This window comes from Streptococcus bouchesdurhonensis (genome assembly GCF_948472335.1).
On the sequence record NZ_CAOKTW010000002.1, the window covers coordinates 496,555 to 514,760 of the forward strand.

Annotated in this window: 10 protein-coding genes and 4 pseudogenes; 13 read left to right on the forward strand and 1 reads right to left on the reverse strand. The window is 40.4% G+C overall.

Annotated features, from left to right (window positions below; translation table 11 throughout):
• The first annotated feature begins 383 nt into the window (after positions 1-383).
• From budA to alaS, 13 genes and pseudogenes are all read left to right on the forward strand, one after another.
• Positions 384-1,113, forward strand: a pseudogene (gene budA / locus QMQ21_RS05410) (acetolactate decarboxylase).
• 9 nt (positions 1,114-1,122) lie between these two features.
• A pseudogene (locus tag QMQ21_RS05415) lies at positions 1,123-1,874 on the forward strand (YhfC family intramembrane metalloprotease).
• Between the two features lie 111 nt (positions 1,875-1,985).
• Positions 1,986-2,891, forward strand: coding sequence for a UDP-N-acetylmuramate dehydrogenase (murB, locus tag QMQ21_RS05420; RefSeq protein WP_261814047.1), 906 nt, complete (start codon positions 1,986-1,988; stop codon positions 2,889-2,891).
• 158 nt (positions 2,892-3,049) lie between these two features.
• Positions 3,050-4,207 carry an ABC transporter ATP-binding protein gene (locus QMQ21_RS05425; RefSeq protein ID WP_000742892.1) on the forward strand — a complete coding sequence of 386 codons (1,158 nt, stop codon included), beginning with the start codon at positions 3,050-3,052 and terminating at the stop codon, positions 4,205-4,207.
• The gene (locus QMQ21_RS05430; RefSeq protein ID WP_000753801.1) at positions 4,188-4,994 is read left to right on the forward strand and encodes an ABC transporter permease; all 807 of its coding nucleotides are present in this window, start codon (positions 4,188-4,190) and stop codon (positions 4,992-4,994) included. Before QMQ21_RS05425 ends, QMQ21_RS05430 begins: the two co-directional genes overlap by 20 nt.
• Positions 4,991-5,764 (forward strand): ABC transporter permease, encoded by a 774-nt coding sequence (locus tag QMQ21_RS05435; protein WP_000712740.1) that lies wholly within the window; start codon positions 4,991-4,993, stop codon positions 5,762-5,764. The genes QMQ21_RS05430 and QMQ21_RS05435 overlap by 4 nt, the downstream gene beginning before the upstream one ends.
• Complete coding sequence (locus QMQ21_RS05440) at positions 5,761-6,831, forward strand: ABC transporter substrate-binding protein (RefSeq protein WP_261814048.1); 1,071 nt, start codon at positions 5,761-5,763, stop codon at positions 6,829-6,831. The genes QMQ21_RS05435 and QMQ21_RS05440 overlap by 4 nt, the downstream gene beginning before the upstream one ends.
• Positions 6,832-7,087: 256 nt before the next feature.
• Positions 7,088-9,853: pseudogene (locus tag QMQ21_RS05445) on the forward strand (class I SAM-dependent DNA methyltransferase).
• Positions 9,850-11,780, forward strand: a pseudogene (locus QMQ21_RS05450) (DEAD/DEAH box helicase). Before QMQ21_RS05445 ends, QMQ21_RS05450 begins: the two co-directional pseudogenes overlap by 4 nt.
• Positions 11,773-12,927: a GIY-YIG nuclease family protein gene (locus QMQ21_RS05455; RefSeq protein ID WP_000129156.1), complete on the forward strand. Its 1,155-nt coding sequence runs from the start codon at positions 11,773-11,775 to the stop codon at positions 12,925-12,927. Before QMQ21_RS05450 ends, QMQ21_RS05455 begins: the two are co-directional and overlap by 8 nt.
• Positions 12,928-13,012: 85 nt before the next feature.
• Positions 13,013-13,318: a hypothetical protein gene (locus tag QMQ21_RS05460; RefSeq protein WP_261814054.1), complete on the forward strand. Its 306-nt coding sequence runs from the start codon at positions 13,013-13,015 to the stop codon at positions 13,316-13,318.
• A 303-nt stretch (positions 13,319-13,621) separates the two neighbouring features.
• Positions 13,622-14,107, forward strand: coding sequence for an LURP-one-related/scramblase family protein (locus QMQ21_RS05465; RefSeq protein WP_000847069.1), 486 nt, complete (start codon positions 13,622-13,624; stop codon positions 14,105-14,107).
• Positions 14,108-14,128: 21 nt separating this feature from the next.
• Positions 14,129-16,747, forward strand: coding sequence for an alanine--tRNA ligase (gene alaS, locus QMQ21_RS05470; protein WP_261814055.1), 2,619 nt, complete (start codon positions 14,129-14,131; stop codon positions 16,745-16,747).
• Between the two features lie 89 nt (positions 16,748-16,836).
• On the opposite strand, the gene QMQ21_RS05475 is transcribed toward alaS, so the two are convergent.
• Positions 16,837-18,206, reverse strand: a 1,370-nt coding sequence (locus QMQ21_RS05475; RefSeq protein WP_261814056.1) for an alpha-amylase, incomplete at its 5' end; no start/stop codon positions are given.

Below are 18,206 nucleotides of genomic sequence, written 5' to 3' on the forward strand. Positions count from 1 at the left end.
ATCCTTTTGTTTGCATTTATTTTTGCAATTATTAATACAATATTTATGTTTGCTAGGAACAAAAAATAAATAATGATTTAGTTAAATAAAAAAAGGCCCCTAGGGAAGTGTGTTCCTTAGGGGTTGTTGTGCCAGTTCAAGTTTTGTTTCTGTCAAAATCTCAGGCTACCCGTCGGAAAGCGTCCAGACTCGATGCATTTTTCAGATAAGCTACGACTCTTGGTACTTGCTTTGTTTCTTCATTCCAGACCTCCCTTGATTTTGTTACATTGTACCCTTTTTTTCTTTCTTGGCAATGTCTAAGGTGTTTCTCTCGTTCACATATAAAGCTAAATGTGGTATACTTAGGAGTAACATTTATAGAATAACAAACAAGAAAGAGAATGGATAAGAACGTGCAGGAACCAGTGAAATTATTTCAATACAATACCCTTGGAGCCTTGATGGCTGGCCTTTATGGTGGCACCATGACAGTAGGAGAATTGCTAGAGCATGGAGACCTTGGTTTGGGAACCTTGGATTCCATTGATGGGGAATTGATTGTCTTGGATGGCAAGGCTTATCAAGCCAAAGGCTCAGGAGAGCAATAAAATTGTAGAAGTATCACCAGATGCCCTTATTCCTTACGCAGCAGTAGTACCACATCAGGCAGAGGTCATTTTCCGCCAGCGCTTTGAGATGACAGACAAGGAATTGGAAGAACGGATTGAGTCTTATTATGACGGGGAAAATCTTTTCCGCTCTATCAAGATTCGTGGGGAATTTTCACATATGCATGTGCGCATGATTCCTAAGTCGGCACCAGATACCAAGTTTGCTGATGTCGCAACCCATCAACCTGAATATAGTCGTGACAATGTGGCAGGAACCATCGTTGGTTTCTGGACGCCAGAGATTTTCAATGGGGTCAGTTTGGCAGGATATCATCTACATTTTATCTCAGATGATTTGACCTTCGGTGGGCATGTTATGGACTTTGTTATCAAGGAAGGCATTATCGAGGTGGGAGCTATTGACCAGTTGGACCAACGTTTCCCAGTCCAAGACCGTCAATACTTGTTTGCTAAGTTCAATGTTGACGAGATGAAAAAAGATATTGAAAAGGCAGAATAGGAGAAGAAAATGATCATTCATATTATCATTACCATGGTGCTGTTGCTGGCTTTCTTGCTAGGGAGCGTTTGGTATGCCAAAAAGAAATACCAGACTAATCTAGCTGCCTTGGGATTGGGTGCAGTCGCTTTCTTTGTTTCTTCGCAGATTTTGGAAAAACTGGTGCATATCTTAGTTTTACATCCTCAAAAAGACGGTAGTATTGCTCTCTTGCAAGATCATCCGCTTGTCTATATCATCTATGGCCTAGCCATGGCAGCATTTTTTGAGGAAACTGCTCGTCTTATTTTCTTCAAATGGTTGGAGAAAAAGAGAAGTTTGGAAAAGGCAGACGCCTTGGCCTATGGGTTAGGGCATGGTGGCTTGGAGTTGATTTTCCTAGGTCTTACTAGTTTGCTTAATCTCTACTTCGTTCTCTCAGCAGTTCAAACGCAGGATCCACAGGTCATGCAATTACTGTCTGAAAATATGTTGAAAACTATTCAGTCGCTATCAGTCTGGCAGATTTATTTGCTTGGTTTTGAGCGAATCTTGGCGCTAGGTTTCCAATTACTCTTGACTGTTTGGGTTTACCAAGCTGTTCGCCAGAAGAAATGGATTTATCTCCTAGCAGCCTATGGCCTACATGCCTTTTTGACCTAGCACCATCTCTAGTCCAAGTTGGCTGGTTGACAAATCCAGTCTTGGTGGAAGTTGTCCTAGCACTTGAGCTCGTTCTGGTTACCTATGGAACCAAGGCTATCTTTTGCAAAAAATCATAAAAAGAGGGGAAACCTCTTTTTTTGTTTAAAATAAGCCTAAGATTTTTTTAGGGTCGTCAAATGGTCTTAAAAATGGTATAATGGAATGAATTTTGTAAAAGGAAGAGTGACATGTCTGTAAGAGAAAAAATGCTTGAAATCTTAGAAGGAATTGATATCCGTTTTAAGGAACCCTTGCATAGCTATAGTTATACAAAAGTAGGTGGAGAGGCCGATTATTTGGTCTTTCCACGAAATCGTTTTGAGTTGGCGCGCCTTGTAAAATTTGCCAATCAAGAAAATATTCCTTGGATGGTTTTTGGCAATGCCAGCAATATCATCGTTCGTGATGGTGGAATTCGTGGATTTGTCATCTTGTGCGACAAGCTCAATAATGTTTCCGTTGATGGCTATACCATCGAAGCTGAAGCTGGTGCTAACTTGATTGAAACAACTCGCATTGCCCTTCGTCATAGTTTGACTGGCTTTGAGTTTGCTTGTGGCATTCCAGGAAGCGTCGGTGGTGCTGTCTTTATGAATGCGGGTGCCTATGGTGGCGAGATTGCTCACATCTTGCAGTCTTGTAAGGTCTTGACCAAGGATGGAGAAATAGAGACCCTGTCTGCTAAAGATTTGGCTTTTGGTTACCGCCACTCAGCCATTCAAGAGTCTGGTGCAGTTGTCTTGTCAGCTAAATTTGCCCTAGCCCCAGGAACCCATCAGGTTATCAAGCAGGAAATGGACCGCTTGACGCACCTACGTGAACTCAAGCAACCTTTAGAATATCCATCTTGTGGCTCGGTCTTTAAGCGTCCAGTCGGGCATTTTGCAGGTCAATTAATTTCAGAAGCTGGCTTGAAAGGCTATCGTATCGGTGGTGTTGAAGTGTCTGAAAAACACGCAGGTTTTATGATTAATGTTGCTGACGGAACGGCTAAAGACTACGAAGACTTGATTGAGTCTGTTATCGAAAAAGTCAAGGAACACTCAGGTATCACGCTTGAAAGAGAAGTCCGTATTTTAGGTGAAAGCAAGTAGGAAGCTTTGGCTAAAAAGCTGCTGCTATGTCATGGAAAGGGGTGAAAGCCTATCGTTAGTGCAGATGTATGCAGGTGGTTTTACACCCTGCAAGAAGTAGTGGCGGCCTGACAGAGCCCTGATCTGTTAATCTATGAAAAAGAAGGAATAAATGACAATTGAAAAAACCAATTATTGAATTCAAAAACGTCTCAAAAGTTTTTGAAGACAGCAACATCAAGGTTCTCAAAGACATCAACTTTGAGTTGGAAGAAGGGAAATTCTACACCCTTCTAGGTGCATCTGGTTCGGGGAAATCAACTATCCTAAACATTATTGCAGGTTTACTGGATGCGACGACAGGAGATATCATGCTAGACGGTGTTCGTATCAATGATATTCCAACCAACAAGCGTGATGTCCATACGGTCTTCCAATCCTATGCCTTGTTTCCACATATGAATGTGTTTGAAAATGTTGCCTTTCCACTTCGCTTGCGCAAGATTGACAAGAAAGAAATCGAGCAACGCGTAGCGGAAGTTCTCAAGATGGTTCAGTTGGAAGGTTATGAAAAACGTTCCATCCGCAAACTTTCTGGAGGACAACGTCAGCGTGTGGCCATCGCCCGTGCTATCATCAACCAACCCCGTGTGGTTTTGTTGGACGAGCCTTTGTCAGCGCTGGACTTGAAATTAAGAACAGATATGCAGTACGAACTGCGTGAACTGCAACAACGATTGGGCATTACCTTTGTCTTTGTCACACACGATCAGGAAGAAGCTCTTGCCATGAGTGACTGGATTTTTGTCATGAATGATGGCGAGATTGTCCAGTCTGGAACACCTGTGGACATCTACGATGAGCCAATCAACCACTTTGTTGCCACCTTTATCGGTGAGTCAAATATCTTGCCAGGAACCATGATTGAGGACTACTTGGTTGAGTTTAACGGCAAACGCTTTGAAGCGGTCGATGGTGGGATGAAGCCAAATGAACCTGTCGAGGTTGTTATTCGTCCAGAGGACTTGCGGATTACCCTTCCTGAAGAAGGCAAGCTCCAAGTTAAGGTGGATACCCAGCTCTTCCGTGGAGTTCACTATGAGATTATTGCCTATGACGAACTTGGAAATGAATGGATGATCCACTCGACTCGTAAGGCCATCGTGGGTGAGGAAATCGGTCTGGATTTTGAACCGGAAGACATCCATATCATGCGTCTCAACGAAACTGAAGAAGAGTTCGATGCTCGTATCGAAGAATACGTGGAAATTGAAGAGCAAGAAGCAGGTCTGATCAATGCAATCGAGGAGGAAAGAGATGAAGAAAACAAGCTCTAAACTCTTTGTAGTGCCCTACATGCTTTGGATTGCCCTCTTTGTTCTGGCACCCTTGGTCTTGATTTTCGGACAATCCTTTTTCAATATTGAAGGCCAGTTTAGTTTAGAAAATTATAAATCTTACTTTGCGTCACAAAACTTGACCTACCTAAAAATGAGTTTCAACTCTGTACTCTATGCAGGAATTGTGACCTTTGTGACCTTGCTTATCAGCTATCCAACAGCCCTCTTTTTGACCCGTCTCAAGCACCGTCAACTCTGGCTCATGCTGATTATCCTGCCAACTTGGATCAATTTGCTCCTTAAAGCCTATGCCTTTATCGGGATTTTTGGTCAGAATGGCTCTATTAACCAATTCTTGGAATTTATCGGAATCGGTTCACAGCAGTTGCTCTTTACCGATTTCTCCTTTATCTTTGTCGCAAGCTATATTGAGCTTCCTTTTATGATTTTGCCGATTTTCAATGTCTTGGACGATATGGATAACAATCTCATCAATGCTAGTTACGACCTTGGTGCGACCAAGTGGGAGACCTTCCGTCATGTCATCTTCCCTCTGTCTATGAACGGCGTGCGAAGTGGAGTTCAGTCTGTCTTTATTCCAAGCTTGAGTCTCTTCATGCTGACCCGTTTGATTGGTGGGAACCGCGTTATCACCTTGGGGACGGCCATTGAGCAAAACTTCCTGACCAATGACAACTACGGTATGGGTTCTACCATCGGTGTGATTCTTATCCTGACCATGTTCATCACCATGTGGGTGACCAAGGAAAGGAGAGAACGATGAAAAAATTTGCCAATCTATATCTGGGACTGGTCTTTCTTGTCCTCTACCTGCCGATTTTTTACCTGATTGGTTATGCCTTTAATGCAGGCAACGACATGAATAGCTTTACAGGCTTTAGCCTGAGCCATTTTAAAACCATGTTTGGCGATGGTCGTCTCATGTTGATTGTGACCCAGACCTTTTTCTTGGCCTTTCTGTCAGCCTTGATTGCGACCATTATCGGGACTTTCGGTGCTATTTACATCTACCAGTCTCGTAAGAAATACCAAGAAGCCTTTCTATCACTCAATAATATCCTCATGGTTGCGCCTGACGTTATGATTGGTGCCAGCTTCTTGATTCTTTTTACTCAACTCAAGTTTTCACTTGGCTTTTTGACCGTTCTATCTAGTCATGTGGCCTTCTCTATTCCTATCGTGGTCTTGATGGTCTTGCCTCGACTCAAGGAAATGAACGGCGACATGATTCATGCAGCCTATGACTTGGGAGCTAGTCAATTTCAGATGTTCAAGGAAATCATGCTTCCTTATCTGACTCCGTCTATCATTGCAGGTTACTTCATGGCCTTCACCTATTCGCTAGATGACTTTGCTGTGACCTTCTTTGTAACGGGAAATGGCTTTTCAACCCTGTCCGTCGAGATTTACTCTCGTGCTCGCAAGGGGATTTCGCTAGAAATCAATGCCCTGTCTGCCCTTGTCTTTCTCTTTAGTATTATCCTAGTTGTTGGATATTACTTTATCTCACGTGAGAAGGAGGAGCAAGCATGAAAAAACTCTATTCATTTTTAGCAGGAATTGTAGCCATTATCCTTGTCTTGTGGGGAATTGCGACTCATCTCGATAGTAAAATCAATAGCCGAGATAGTCAAAAACTGGTTATCTACAACTGGGGGGACTATATCGATCCAGAACTCTTGGAGCAATTCACAGAAGAAACAGGCATCCAAGTCCAGTACGAGACCTTTGACTCCAACGAAGCCATGTATACCAAGATTAAGCAGGGTGGAACGACTTACGATATTGCCATTCCAAGCGAATACATGATTAACAAGATGAAGGACGAAGATCTCTTGGTACCGCTTGACTATTCAAAACTTGAAGGTCTTGAAAATATCGGACCAGAGTTTCTCAACCAGTCCTTTGACCCAGGAAATAAATACTCTATCCCTTACTTCTGGGGAACACTGGGAATTGTCTACAATGAAACCATGGTAGAGGAAGCGCCTGAGCATTGGGATGACCTTTGGAAGCCAGAGTATAAGAACTCTATCATGCTCTTTGATGGGGCGCGTGAGGTGCTGGGACTAGGACTCAATTCGCTAGGCTACAGCCTCAACTCCAAGGATAGCCAGCAGTTGGAAGAGACAGTGGACAAGCTCTACAAGTTGACTCCAAATATCAAGGCTATTGTGGCGGACGAGATGAAGGGATACATGATTCAGAACAACGCTGCTATCGGTGTGACCTTCTCTGGGGAAGCCAGCCAAATGCTAGAAAAAAACGAAAATCTACGCTATGTGGTACCGACAGAAGCCAGCAACCTTTGGTTTGACAATATGGTTATTCCCAAAACAGTCAAAAACCAAGATGCAGCCTATGCCTTTATCAACTTTATGTTGAAACCCGAAAATGCTCTCAAAAATGCAGAGTATGTCGGCTATTCAACACCAAACCTACCAGCTAAGGAATTGCTCCCAGAGGAAACAAAGGAAGATAAGGCCTTCTATCCCGATGTTGAAACCATGAAACACCTAGAAGTTTATGAGAAATTTGACCATAAATGGACAGGGAAATATAGCGACCTCTTCCTACAGTTTAAAATGTATCGGAAGTAGGAGTTAGCAGTCACGAAATGAATCAGTTAAGCTGGTTCGTTTTTTAGAAAAAATAGAAATCATGGTATAATAGTTTTAGGCAGAGAGTTATTAGTATTGTTTATAGCATCTCTGAAAATTTAATTCTAAAGGAGTTCAAAATGAGCCAGACTACGCAAATGCATATATATATATAACCTAATAAAAAAATGCGAAAAATATAAATTGAAACCTACTGAAAATCCAGTAGGCTTTTTGCGTTTCTTGGAGGTATCTAATGGCTAAAAAGTTATTAAATATCACTGAGATTGAGGATAGAACTAAGGTTTTAGTAGAGAATCTTAATAAATCGACATTCATTATTGAATTTGTTTCATTGTTTGACATTACTAAAACGACCATAACAAGAGCAAGTAAAGTGGCATCTGATGATTTTATAATAAAAAACAAATTGTATTTTCGTAAAGTTGAAAATCAGCCATTACTTACTCTGACTGAGATTGATAAAGAGTTGGAGGATCAGGTTCGTAAATCTCGATTTATTATTACAACAGATTTTCAAGAATTATATGCAAAGGATACACAGACAGGGCTAACTCTAGCAATTTCTTTTAATGATTTACCAGCCCATTGTGATTTCTTCTTACCTTGGAATGGTATTGAAAAGATTGATTATGATAAGGAAAATCCTGCTGATGTAAAAGCGGCAGAGCGTTTCACCAAACTTTATGATGAACTAATTTCTATCAATCCTGAACTAGCAATCACTGAAACTGATGGTAAATCATTTAATCTATTTTTGATTAGTGTTCTTTTTCTACTATTTGCAGAAGATACAAATATTATCTCCAAGGGAGCTTTCACAAATGTTATTAAGATGAGGACATCCGAAGATGGTTCTGACTTGAATGAGTGTGTTAGAAAACTATTTACTGTTTTAGATATGCCTGAATGTAGTCGTCAGAATTTGGAGTCATGGTTATCAGATTTTCCTTATGTAAATGGTAAGTTTTTCAGAGCCACATCATGACCTTATTTTCAATAAAAGAACTCGTCAATTACTCATTGAAGCAGGAGAATTGCTAAACTGGAATGAAATCAATCCAGATATTTTGGGATCAATGATTCAAACCGTGGCAAATGCAGAAGCAAGATCAACATCGGGTATGCACTATACTAGCGTGCCTAATATTATGAAGGTCATCAAACCACTGTTTTTAGATAATTTACGAGCAACATTTACGGAATTAGAAGAACGAGCTGATTACTATATAGGAGGTGGTGACTTTAGTGAGGAACATCGCCGCAAGGAATTACGACAAATCTTACCCAAGTTAGAAGAGTTACTCACTCGTATGGCCTCTATCAAGTTCTTAGATCCTGCTTGTGGTTCTGGAAATTTCCTCATCATTACCTATAAAGAACTTCGTCGTTTAGAGATTAATATCTTAGTCAAACAGCGTGAAATTCGTGACTCCTTGAATGAAAAAGCTGTTTATCAAGGAGAATTGATTGCTGATGCATCTAAGATTTCTCTATCCCAGTTTTCAGGAATTGAATTGGATGATTTCGCTCATGAAGTAGCAAGGCTATCCTTGTATATAGCAGAACACCAGATGAATGTGGAAATGGAAGAAGCTCTTGCTGATGTCCATCCAAGGCTACTCCCCTTAAGAGAAGCTGGAAATATCGTTTGTGGGAATGCTCTAAGAATTGAATGGGAAACTGTGTTGAATGTCAAGGCAGATGACGAAGTTTATATATTTGGAAATCCGCCGTATATAGGGGCAAGCTTACAGACCCAAGAACAAAAGAATGATTTGCGATTAGTAACAAATGATTTACCAAAAACTGGGAAAATGGATTATATTGCAGGCTGGTTTTTTAAAGGAGCACAATTATTAGATAATTCATTCCGAAAATTAGCTTTTGTTACTACGAATTCGATTTTTCAAGGTGAACAGGTATCGATTATTTGGAAATCAATTTTAAAAAATATTGATATTATATACGCTTACACATCTTTTAAGTGGGGGAATAGTGCAAAATATAATGCAGGAGTGACAGTATCAATTGTCGGTATGTGTAAGAGTAATATTGTGGAAGATAAATATATATATGACGATAAATTATCTAGAAGGAGAGCTACTAATATAAATCCTTATTTGACTGATGGGAGCAATATATTTGTAGAAAATACTAGAGAACCTATTAATTTGTTACCTAGAATGTCTAGAGGAAATGGTCCTTATGATGGTGGTGGTTTACTTTTTACGTTGTCTGAATATAGTGAGACTATACAAAAGTATCCTAAATCACCCATATATTTAAAAAATTTAAGAGTGGCGAAGAAATGATTAAAGGAACTTATCGTTATGCTTTATGGCTTGAGGAAAATGAATATCAAAAATTTAAGGATAATAGTATTATTTCTGAGAGAATAGAGCGAGTAAGAACTTTTAGACAAAATGCGAAATCAAAGTCAACAAAAGAGCTAGCAGATTATCCTTGGAGGTTCGGTGAACTGAAAGAATTATCATCTCAAGTAATATTAATACCTCGTGTTTCATCTGAGACCAGAGAATATGTACCTATGGATTTTGTTATGGGGAAAGATATGATTATTTCTGATGCAGTGATTACAATCAACAATGCTCCTATCTGGCTTCTTGGTATCTTAGAATCCAAAATGCACATGGTTTGGCTTCGTTCAATTGGTGGTAAATTAAAGACAGATTATCGTTATTCAGCTGGGTTGGTCTATAATACATTCCCAATTCCAGAACTTTCGGAATCTCGGAAAAGTATGCTTGAGGATGCTGTTTTTGAAATGCTGGATGTTCGAGAAGAAGAAGGTGGAACCTTGGCTGAATTGTACGGTGGAGCCAATAAGCCGATGAACGAACGTCTTCGCCAAGCACATGAAAAAATTGATGGTATCGTAGAACGTGCCTACCAGCAAAAAACTTTTGAATCAGATGAAGAAAGGCTCAGTGTCTTATTGAATCTGTACAAAGAAATGACAGAAAAGGAAGCGAAATGACCTCAAATATATTTGAAATCAATTACAATGGTACAGGTGCTAGTCAATCAAATAATGCACTTGGAATGCGTGAAATGCAGGCGCGTGTATATGCTAAGAGAACTTCTCAACACTTATTGATTAAGGCTCCTCCTGCCTCTGGTAAGTCGAGAGCTCTGATGTTTATTGCTCTTGATAAACTACATGCTCAAGGCCTGAAAAAAGCTATTATAGCAGTCCCAGAAAGATCTATCGGAAAATCCTTTCGTTCAACAAAATTGACTGAATATGGTTTTTACTGGGACTGGGAAGTGCTTCCAAAAATAATTTGACTGAACAAGGAACCAGCAAAAGTAAGGTAAAACAGTTTGTAGACTTTATGCATTCAGAGTCGCCTGACGATAGAGTTCTAATCTGTACGCATGCCACCTTGCGTTTTGCCTTTGAACAGCTGGCTGATAGTGATTTTAATGATGTTCTTTTAGCTATCGATGAATTTCATCATGTATCTCAAGATGATAATTCAGTTTTAGGGAATGCTTTGAGAAACATATTAGCCAATTCAACAGCTCATGTAGTGGCTATGACAGGATCTTACTTCCGTGGAGATTCTGTCCCTATTTTGGCACCTGAAGATGAGCAAAAATTTGATAAGGTATCCTATACTTATTATGAACAGTTGGAGGGGTACAAATATCTGAAAAGTTTTGCTATGGGTTATAACTTTTATCGTGGTCGTTACACGGATGCTTTGCACGAAGTACTGGACACAAGCAAGAAAACTATTATTCATATTCCCAATGTAAACTCAGGTGAATCAACCAAGGATAAGTATGATGAAGTTGACCGAATTTTAGACGAACTGGGGCAAGCCGTTCCAGACCCTAAGACTGGATTATGGTTGGTTACTGAGGAAACAGGTCGTGTATTGAAGGTCGCTGACCTTGTCACAGAAGAAGGGCGTGAAAAAGTACAGGATTATCTAAACAAGATGACCAGTTTAGATGATCTCGATATCATTATCGCACTTGGTATGGCTAAAGAAGGTTTTGACTGGCCTTATGCTGAGTATGCTTTAACGATTGGCTATCGTCAGTCGCTGACAGAAATTGTTCAGATTATAGGTCGAGTAACACGGGATAGTTCCAATAAGTCACATGCTCAATTTACCAATCTCATTTCTCAACCAGATGCTCAAGATGATGAAGTTTTCTTTGCTGTGAATAATGTTATGAAGGTTATTACAGCTAGCCTATTGATGGAGTCTGTTTTAGCACCAAATTTTAAGTTCAAACGAAAAGATCGAGAAGACCAGAAATCTTCTGGTGCCGAAATGTTTGTGAAAGGCTTAAAAGAGCCTAGCACTCAAAGAACAAAGGATATCATAGAAAATGATTTGAATGACTTACGTGCTAGTATATTGCAAGAACCGCGTATCCAAACTGCAATTGCTGCGGGAACGGATGCAGAAGTCATTAATAAGCAAATGATTCCAGCCATCATTAAACAAATCTATCCTGACTTAAGTGGGGCTGAAGTTGAAGAAGTTCGTCAACAGTTTATTAGTCAATCGGTAGTTCAATCAGCTGAACGGAAAGAGGGAGTAGGGCAAACAGACTTTCTAAAAATGGCAGATAAATTTGTGAATATTGATGACTTATCCATTGATTTGATTGATCAGATTAATCCTTTCCAGAGAGCTTACGAAGTTATATCACGTGAAATTGATGCTCCGACTTTGCGTCTAATACAAGATTATATGGATGGTCAGAAGATGGAGTTTTCTGAAGAAGAACTGTTAATTCTTTATCCTCAAATTAAGCAGTTTTTAAATGAAAATGGTCGTCATCCAGATAAATCAAGTCATGATAAGTACGAACAGAGACTTGCTTATGCTTTGTTACAATTGTCTCAGATGAAGCTGAAGATGGAGAGTGGTAATGACTGATTTTAAAAACTTAAATGACATATTTAACGATTCTGATTTTGAACATTTAATAGCTCCTTTAAAACCTAAGAAAAAAATAGTTACAGATCATGAAGTAGAGAAATTTTTAGAAATTATAGATTGGGTGAGAGAAAATAATGGGCAAGAGCCACAAAAGTCTAGAAATATTAAAGAACGCAGTTTATTTTCTCGATTGAATGGTATTAGAAAATCTCCTGATAGCATCCGAAAGTTAGAACCTTATGATGAATTTGGGCTACTAAAAATAGATATCGTTGAGTCCGAGACCCCTATTTCAAGTCCTGCTAGTTTAACAGATATTTTATCAGATGAATTGTTTGAGTCGGTAAATAGTGCTGAAAAATCGTTATTTGATGTCTCACGTTATAAACGAACGATTCAAGCGCGTGATAAAATACGAACACGTAAACGGATGGGCAATTTTGAAGATTATCAAGGATTATTTACTCGTGTTCATGATGAAATTAGTGAAGGTCGCCGTCAAGTCAGAAATTCTGATGTAATAAAAGAAAAAGAAATTAAACCTGGTATGTTCTATGTTGATAATGGAGTAATGGTTTATGTTGCTTCTAAAGGAGAAGACTTCACTGACAAGAATGGCTATACAAACGCTGAACTTCATCTCGTATATGAAAATGGTACAGAAAATAAGAAGGCCTTACTCCGTTCTTTTGTCTCAAATTTACACGATAGAACCCGACATGGACGAATGGTAACAGAATTGATAGAAGATGTGATGACTGGCATTAGTCCGAGTGAACGCATTACAACTGGATATATCTATGTAGTGAAATCCTTGAGTAGCAATCCTCAAATTGCTAACATCCGTAATCTCTATAAAATCGGTTTTACACAGGATCAAATTGAAAAACGGTTAGCAAATGCAGAAAAAGAAGGAACCTATCTTTATGCTCCTGTCCGTTTAGTAGCTAGTTTTGAGGTTCAGAATTTCAGCGCTCTAAAATTAGAAACGACTCTTCATCATTATTTTGCAGACAAACAGTTAGACATAGAATTAATAGCACCAAATGGAGAGAGCTTTGTTCCTAAAGAATGGTTTTTAGTATCGCTAGATGAAATCCAAGAAGTGATTGAAAAAATTGGATTTGAAATTAGATTCAAATAAAGAAAGACACTATTTATAAGATTATTTAATATTTAGAGAACACAAAATATTTTAGACTGATTAAACTAAAAGGAATAATAGGAAAATGAAAGAACTGAAATTATTGAAATATGCTACAATTGTATTTATGGTTTTTATCTTCTTTTGGGTAAGCTTTGGTGGTTATATCTTAGGAACTCAAAGAAGTAATGAAATAGAAACAGTCAAAGAAACACAACGATATGAGATGCTAGATTATGAAGCAGAGTTAGAAGACGCTGAGATTTTGGGTAAGTTTTGGAATAAAAAAGGTTACTACATTGTGGTGTATGATAAGACTATAAAAGCTCCAGAATTGCTCAAGGTGGAGTTTTCTGAGTGGAAGCGTCTGGATATAGGGGAAACCTATTAAACAGTGTTAGAAGGCAAAATAGAGCCTTCTGGAGGGTGGTAAAATGAAAGTGCTATTAGTTAAGATCATTTCCAGTTGACGCAAGCTTAAAAAAACGTTATAATAAGAAAGTTGAGAATTGATTTTCACTTGTCTTAGTCCAGAGAAATGGCGGTGCTGCGAGCCATCTAAGCTAGAAAGTCATGCTACTCAATTTAACAATTGCATAAGAATAAGAGAATGACAAGTTCATTGAATGAAGGTGGTACCGCGGTTTTTCGCCCTTCGTGATATGAGCTTGTCTTTTAGTTTTTGGAGGTGTTGATGAAAACATTTCTTGTCAAACAAAAGTTTCGTCTTGGAGGCGAACGCTTCGCTATCAAGGATGACAGGGGAGAAATCGCCTATCAGGTGGAGGGATCATTCTTTAAGATTCCTAAAACCTTTACCATCTATGATGTTAATGGTGAACAAGTCAGTCAGATCAGTAAAGAAATCTTGACCTTGCTTCCACGTTTCGAGATTCAGCTTAGGGACGGTTCAAATTTCGTTATTCGTAAGAAGTTGACCTTCTGGCGAAATAAGTATGAGTTTGATAATCTGGGTCTTCGTATTGAGGGCAATATCTGGGACTTGAATTTCAAATTGCTGGATGATCGTGATCAGATGATTGCAGAAATTAAGAAGGAACTCTTCCATCTGACCTCTACCTATACCGTAACGGTTCTTGAGGACACTTATGCAGACCTAGTCATTTCCCTCTGTGTCGCGATTGACTATGTGGAAATGCTGGAAAGCCAATCACATTAAACAAGTAAATAAGGAGACAATATGAAACAACTATCTAGTGCACAAGTACGCCAAATGTGGCTTGACTTCTGGGCGACCAAAGGTCACTCTGTAGAACCATCAGTTAGCTTGGTTCCTGTAAATGACCCAACACTTTTGTGGATCAACTCTGGGGTAGCAACCCTTAAGAAATACTTTGATGGGACCATCATTCCTGAAAATCCACGTATTACCAATGCCCAAAAGGCTATCCGTACCAACGACATTGAAAACGTAGGAAAGACTGCGCGTCACCATACCATGTTTGAAATGTTGGGTAACTTCTCAATCGGGGATTACTTCCGTGATGAAGCTATCACTTGGGCTTATGAGCTTTTGACAAGCCCTGAGTGGTTTGACTTCCCAGCTGAAAAACTTTACATGACCTACTATCCAGACGATAAGGATTCTTACAACCGCTGGATTGAAGTGGGAGTGGATCCAAGTCACTTGATTCCAATCGAAGATAACTTCTGGGAAATTGGTGCGGGACCCTCTGGACCAGATACAGAGATTTTCTTTGACCGTGGAGAGGCTTTTGACCCAGAAAATATCGGTCTTCGCCTGCTTGCAGAAGATATCGAAAATGACCGTTATATCGAAATCTGGAACATCGTATTGTCACAATTTAACGCAGACCCTGCTGTTCCTCGTAGCGAATACAAGGAATTGCCACACAAGAACATTGATACGGGCGCTGGTTTGGAGCGTTTGGTGGCGGTTATCCAAGGGGCTAAGACCAACTTTGAAACGGACCTATTCATGCCGATCATTCGTGAAGTGGAGAAATTGTCTGGTAAGGTCTATGACCAAGATGGCGATAACATGAGCTTTAAGGTTATCGCTGACCACATCCGTTCTTTGTCATTTGCCATCGGTGATGGTGCCCTTCCAGGAAATGAAGGTCGTGGTTATGTCCTTCGTCGTCTCCTTCGTCGTGCCTCTATGCATGGTCAAAAATTGGGCATCAACGAGCCTTTCCTTTATAAACTCGTTCCAACTGTTGGAAAAATCATGGAAAGCTACTACCCAGAAGTGCTTGAAAAACGTGACTTTATTGAAAAAATCGTTAAGAGCGAGGAAGAGTCATTTGCTCGTACCCTACACTCAGGTCAACACTTTGCCCAAAGCATTGTAGCTGACTTGAAAGAAAAAGGTCAATCGGTCATCGCTGGTTCAGATGTATTCAAACTCTATGATACTTATGGATTCCCAGTTGAATTGACTGAAGAAATTGCTGAAGAAGCTGGTATGACTGTGGACCGTGAAGGTTTTGAAGCAGCCATGAAAGAACAGCAAGAACGCGCGCGTGCGTCAGCTGTCAAGGGTGGCTCAATGGGTATGCAAAATGAAACTCTTCAAAACATCACTGTAGAAAGTGTCTTCAACTACAATGCTAGCCAATTGTCTTCTAAATTGGTAGCTATCGTGGCGGACAATGCAGAAGTAGAAGCTGTTTCAGAAGGAACTGCCTCTCTTATCTTTGCGGAAACGTCATTTTATGCTGAAATGGGTGGACAGGTAGCTGACCACGGACAAATCTTGGATGAGTCAGGTAAGGTTGTGACTACTGTGACCAATGTTCAGAAAGCCCCAAATGGTCAAGCCCTTCATACAGTTGAAGTCCTTGCACCGCTTGCCTTGAACCAAGAATATACCTTGGCAATTGATAGCAATCGCCGTCACCGTGTCATGAAAAACCACACTGCGACTCACTTGCTTCACGCTGCCCTTTACAATATCCTTGGAAACCACGCGACACAAGCAGGATCTCTTAACGAAGTTGAATTCCTTCGCTTTGACTTTACCCACTTCCAAGCAGTGACTGCTGAAGAATTGCGCGCGATTGAACAGCAAGTCAACGAGAAAATCTGGGAAGCTCTTGAAGTGAAGACAGTTGAAACGGATATTGACACTGCCAAAGAAATGGGAGCTATGGCCCTCTTTGGTGAGAAATACGGTAAAGAAGTCCGTGTTGTTACTATCGGTGACTACTCTATCGAGCTTTGTGGTGGTACCCACGTTGGCAACACTTCTGAAATTGGCCTCTTCAAGATTGTCAAAGAAGAAGGGATTGGATCAGGAACTCGCCGTATCTTGGCAGTGACTGGTAAGGAAGCCTTTGAAGCCTACCGTGAACAAGAAGATGCTCTTAAAGCAGTCGCAGCAACTCTTAAAGCACCTCAACTTAAAGAAGTACCTCACAAGGTAGAAGGACTTCAAGAACAACTTCGTCAATTGCAAAAAGAAAATGCTGAATTGAAAGAAAAGGCCGCAGCTGCAGCCGCAGGCGACATCTTCAAGGATGTTAAGGAAGTCAACGGTCACCGTTACATTGCTAGTCAAGTGTCTGTATCTGATGCTGGTGCCCTTCGTACTTTTGCAGATAACTGGAAACAAAAAGACTACTCTGATCTTCTTGTCCTAGTTGCCGCTATTGGTGATAAAGTCAATGTCCTTGTAGCAAGCAAGACAAAAGACCTTCATGCAGGAAACCTTGTCAAAGAATTAGCACCAATCGTTGATGGACGTGGTGGTGGTAAACCAGACATGGCCATGGCAGGAGGAAGCAACCAAGCTAAAATCCAAGAATTGTTGGATGCAGTAGCAGGTAAATTGTAATTGAGTAAAGATCTATCCATTTGGGTAGGTCTTTTTGTGAATGCAAAAAAGCCAAATCCGATTGGACCTGGCTTGGTTATTATGAACTATTAGATGGTATTGACTGCCCAGACACTTACGGATCTAGCTGAGACTGGGAATTGTCCATAACCTTCCTCATCGATTGTAACATGACTTTGGTGGTTTCCAAGTAAGTCTATGAAAGTTTGGTTAGCCCATTCTTGGCCGACAAACATTGACTTGCTGTTTTCTTGGTTATTTGAGATAAGGACTGCGATTGGGGATTGATGTTCAGCACCTGAACGTACCCAACCGATACAGTTTGCGTCATCAAAGTAGTCTGTTTGCTCTCCATAGGCCAAATCTTTTCGGATGGCTAGGAGACGGTCAAGGACTTCTTTGAAATCTTGTTGAGCATATTGCCCTGAAATCCCATAGTAGTCGCCGTAAAAGACACATGGAAGGCCATTTTGGCGTAACAGAATGAGGGCATAGGCTGCTGGTTTGAACCATTCTTCAACGGTAGACTCAAGAGCCTGACCTCGTTGTGTATCGTGGTTGTCGACAAAAGTCACAGCCTTGTCAGGTTTGAGTTCAACCAAGCTATCTGTGAAAATGCTACGAAGATCGTAGTTGGAACCTGCTCGACTAGCATCAAAGAGATTCTGGTGGAGACGAACATCGACAAGATCGAATCGTTCTTCCGTTTTTTCAAGATAGTCTAGGTTGGCTTCCTTGTCTGGGTTCCAAAATTCACCAAAAACGTAGAAATCGTCACCGTATTTTTCCTTTATATCACGGATAAAATTGCGCATAAAGAAAGAATCAATGTGCTTAACGGCATCCAAGCGGAAACCAGCTACACCAGTCGTCTCCATGAACCAGTCAGCCCAGTCATAGATATTTTGGATGACTTCAGGATGTTTAAAGTCTAGATCAGCATACATGAGGTAGTCGTAGTTACCGTTTTCGTTATCGACCAATTCCTCGTTAGCCCAGCCCTTGTTATCCCCTTGAATCAGATAAATCCCAGACTTTCGGCGTTTGGCATCATAGTCTGTACCGGTGAAGTGGTACCAGTGCCAGTGGAAGTCATTATAGGTATCTTGGCGACCATCGAAGGTAAAGCTAGTCCAGCCGTTGATGATGAAGGGTTCTCCGAGTTCGACTGTACGGTCAACAGGATCCACCTCAATAACCTGAAAGGCTTCCCTGTGATCGGCAGCAGCCTTGTGGTTGAGAACTACATCAGCCATAGGTTGAATTCCCTGTGCTTTTAGAGCTTGAATAGCTTGAAGATAGTCTTCTTTAAAACCATACTTGGTGCGGACAGTTCCTTTTTGGTTAAACTCTCCTAAGTCGAATAAGTCATAGACCCCATAGCCGACATCTTTTTCATTGGTAGCCTTGAAAGCTGGTGGCATCCAGACATGGCTGATACCGAGATCAGCTAGGTGTG

What these genes read in the sequence shown, in the direction of transcription:
- QMQ21_RS05455 (WP_000129156.1), top strand. Translation starts at nt 11,773, where the DNA reads ATGACTGATTTTAAAAACTTAAATGACATATTTAACGATTCTGATTTT.
- QMQ21_RS05430 (WP_000753801.1), top strand. Translation starts at nt 4,188, where the DNA reads ATGAAGAAAACAAGCTCTAAACTCTTTGTAGTGCCCTACATGCTTTGG.
- alaS (WP_261814055.1), top strand. Translation starts at nt 14,129, where the DNA reads ATGAAACAACTATCTAGTGCACAAGTACGCCAAATGTGGCTTGACTTC.
- QMQ21_RS05440 (WP_261814048.1), top strand. Translation starts at nt 5,761, where the DNA reads ATGAAAAAACTCTATTCATTTTTAGCAGGAATTGTAGCCATTATCCTT.
- QMQ21_RS05465 (WP_000847069.1), top strand. Translation starts at nt 13,622, where the DNA reads ATGAAAACATTTCTTGTCAAACAAAAGTTTCGTCTTGGAGGCGAACGC.
- QMQ21_RS05460 (WP_261814054.1), top strand. Translation starts at nt 13,013, where the DNA reads ATGAAAGAACTGAAATTATTGAAATATGCTACAATTGTATTTATGGTT.
- murB (WP_261814047.1), top strand. Translation starts at nt 1,986, where the DNA reads ATGTCTGTAAGAGAAAAAATGCTTGAAATCTTAGAAGGAATTGATATC.
- QMQ21_RS05435 (WP_000712740.1), top strand. Translation starts at nt 4,991, where the DNA reads ATGAAAAAATTTGCCAATCTATATCTGGGACTGGTCTTTCTTGTCCTC.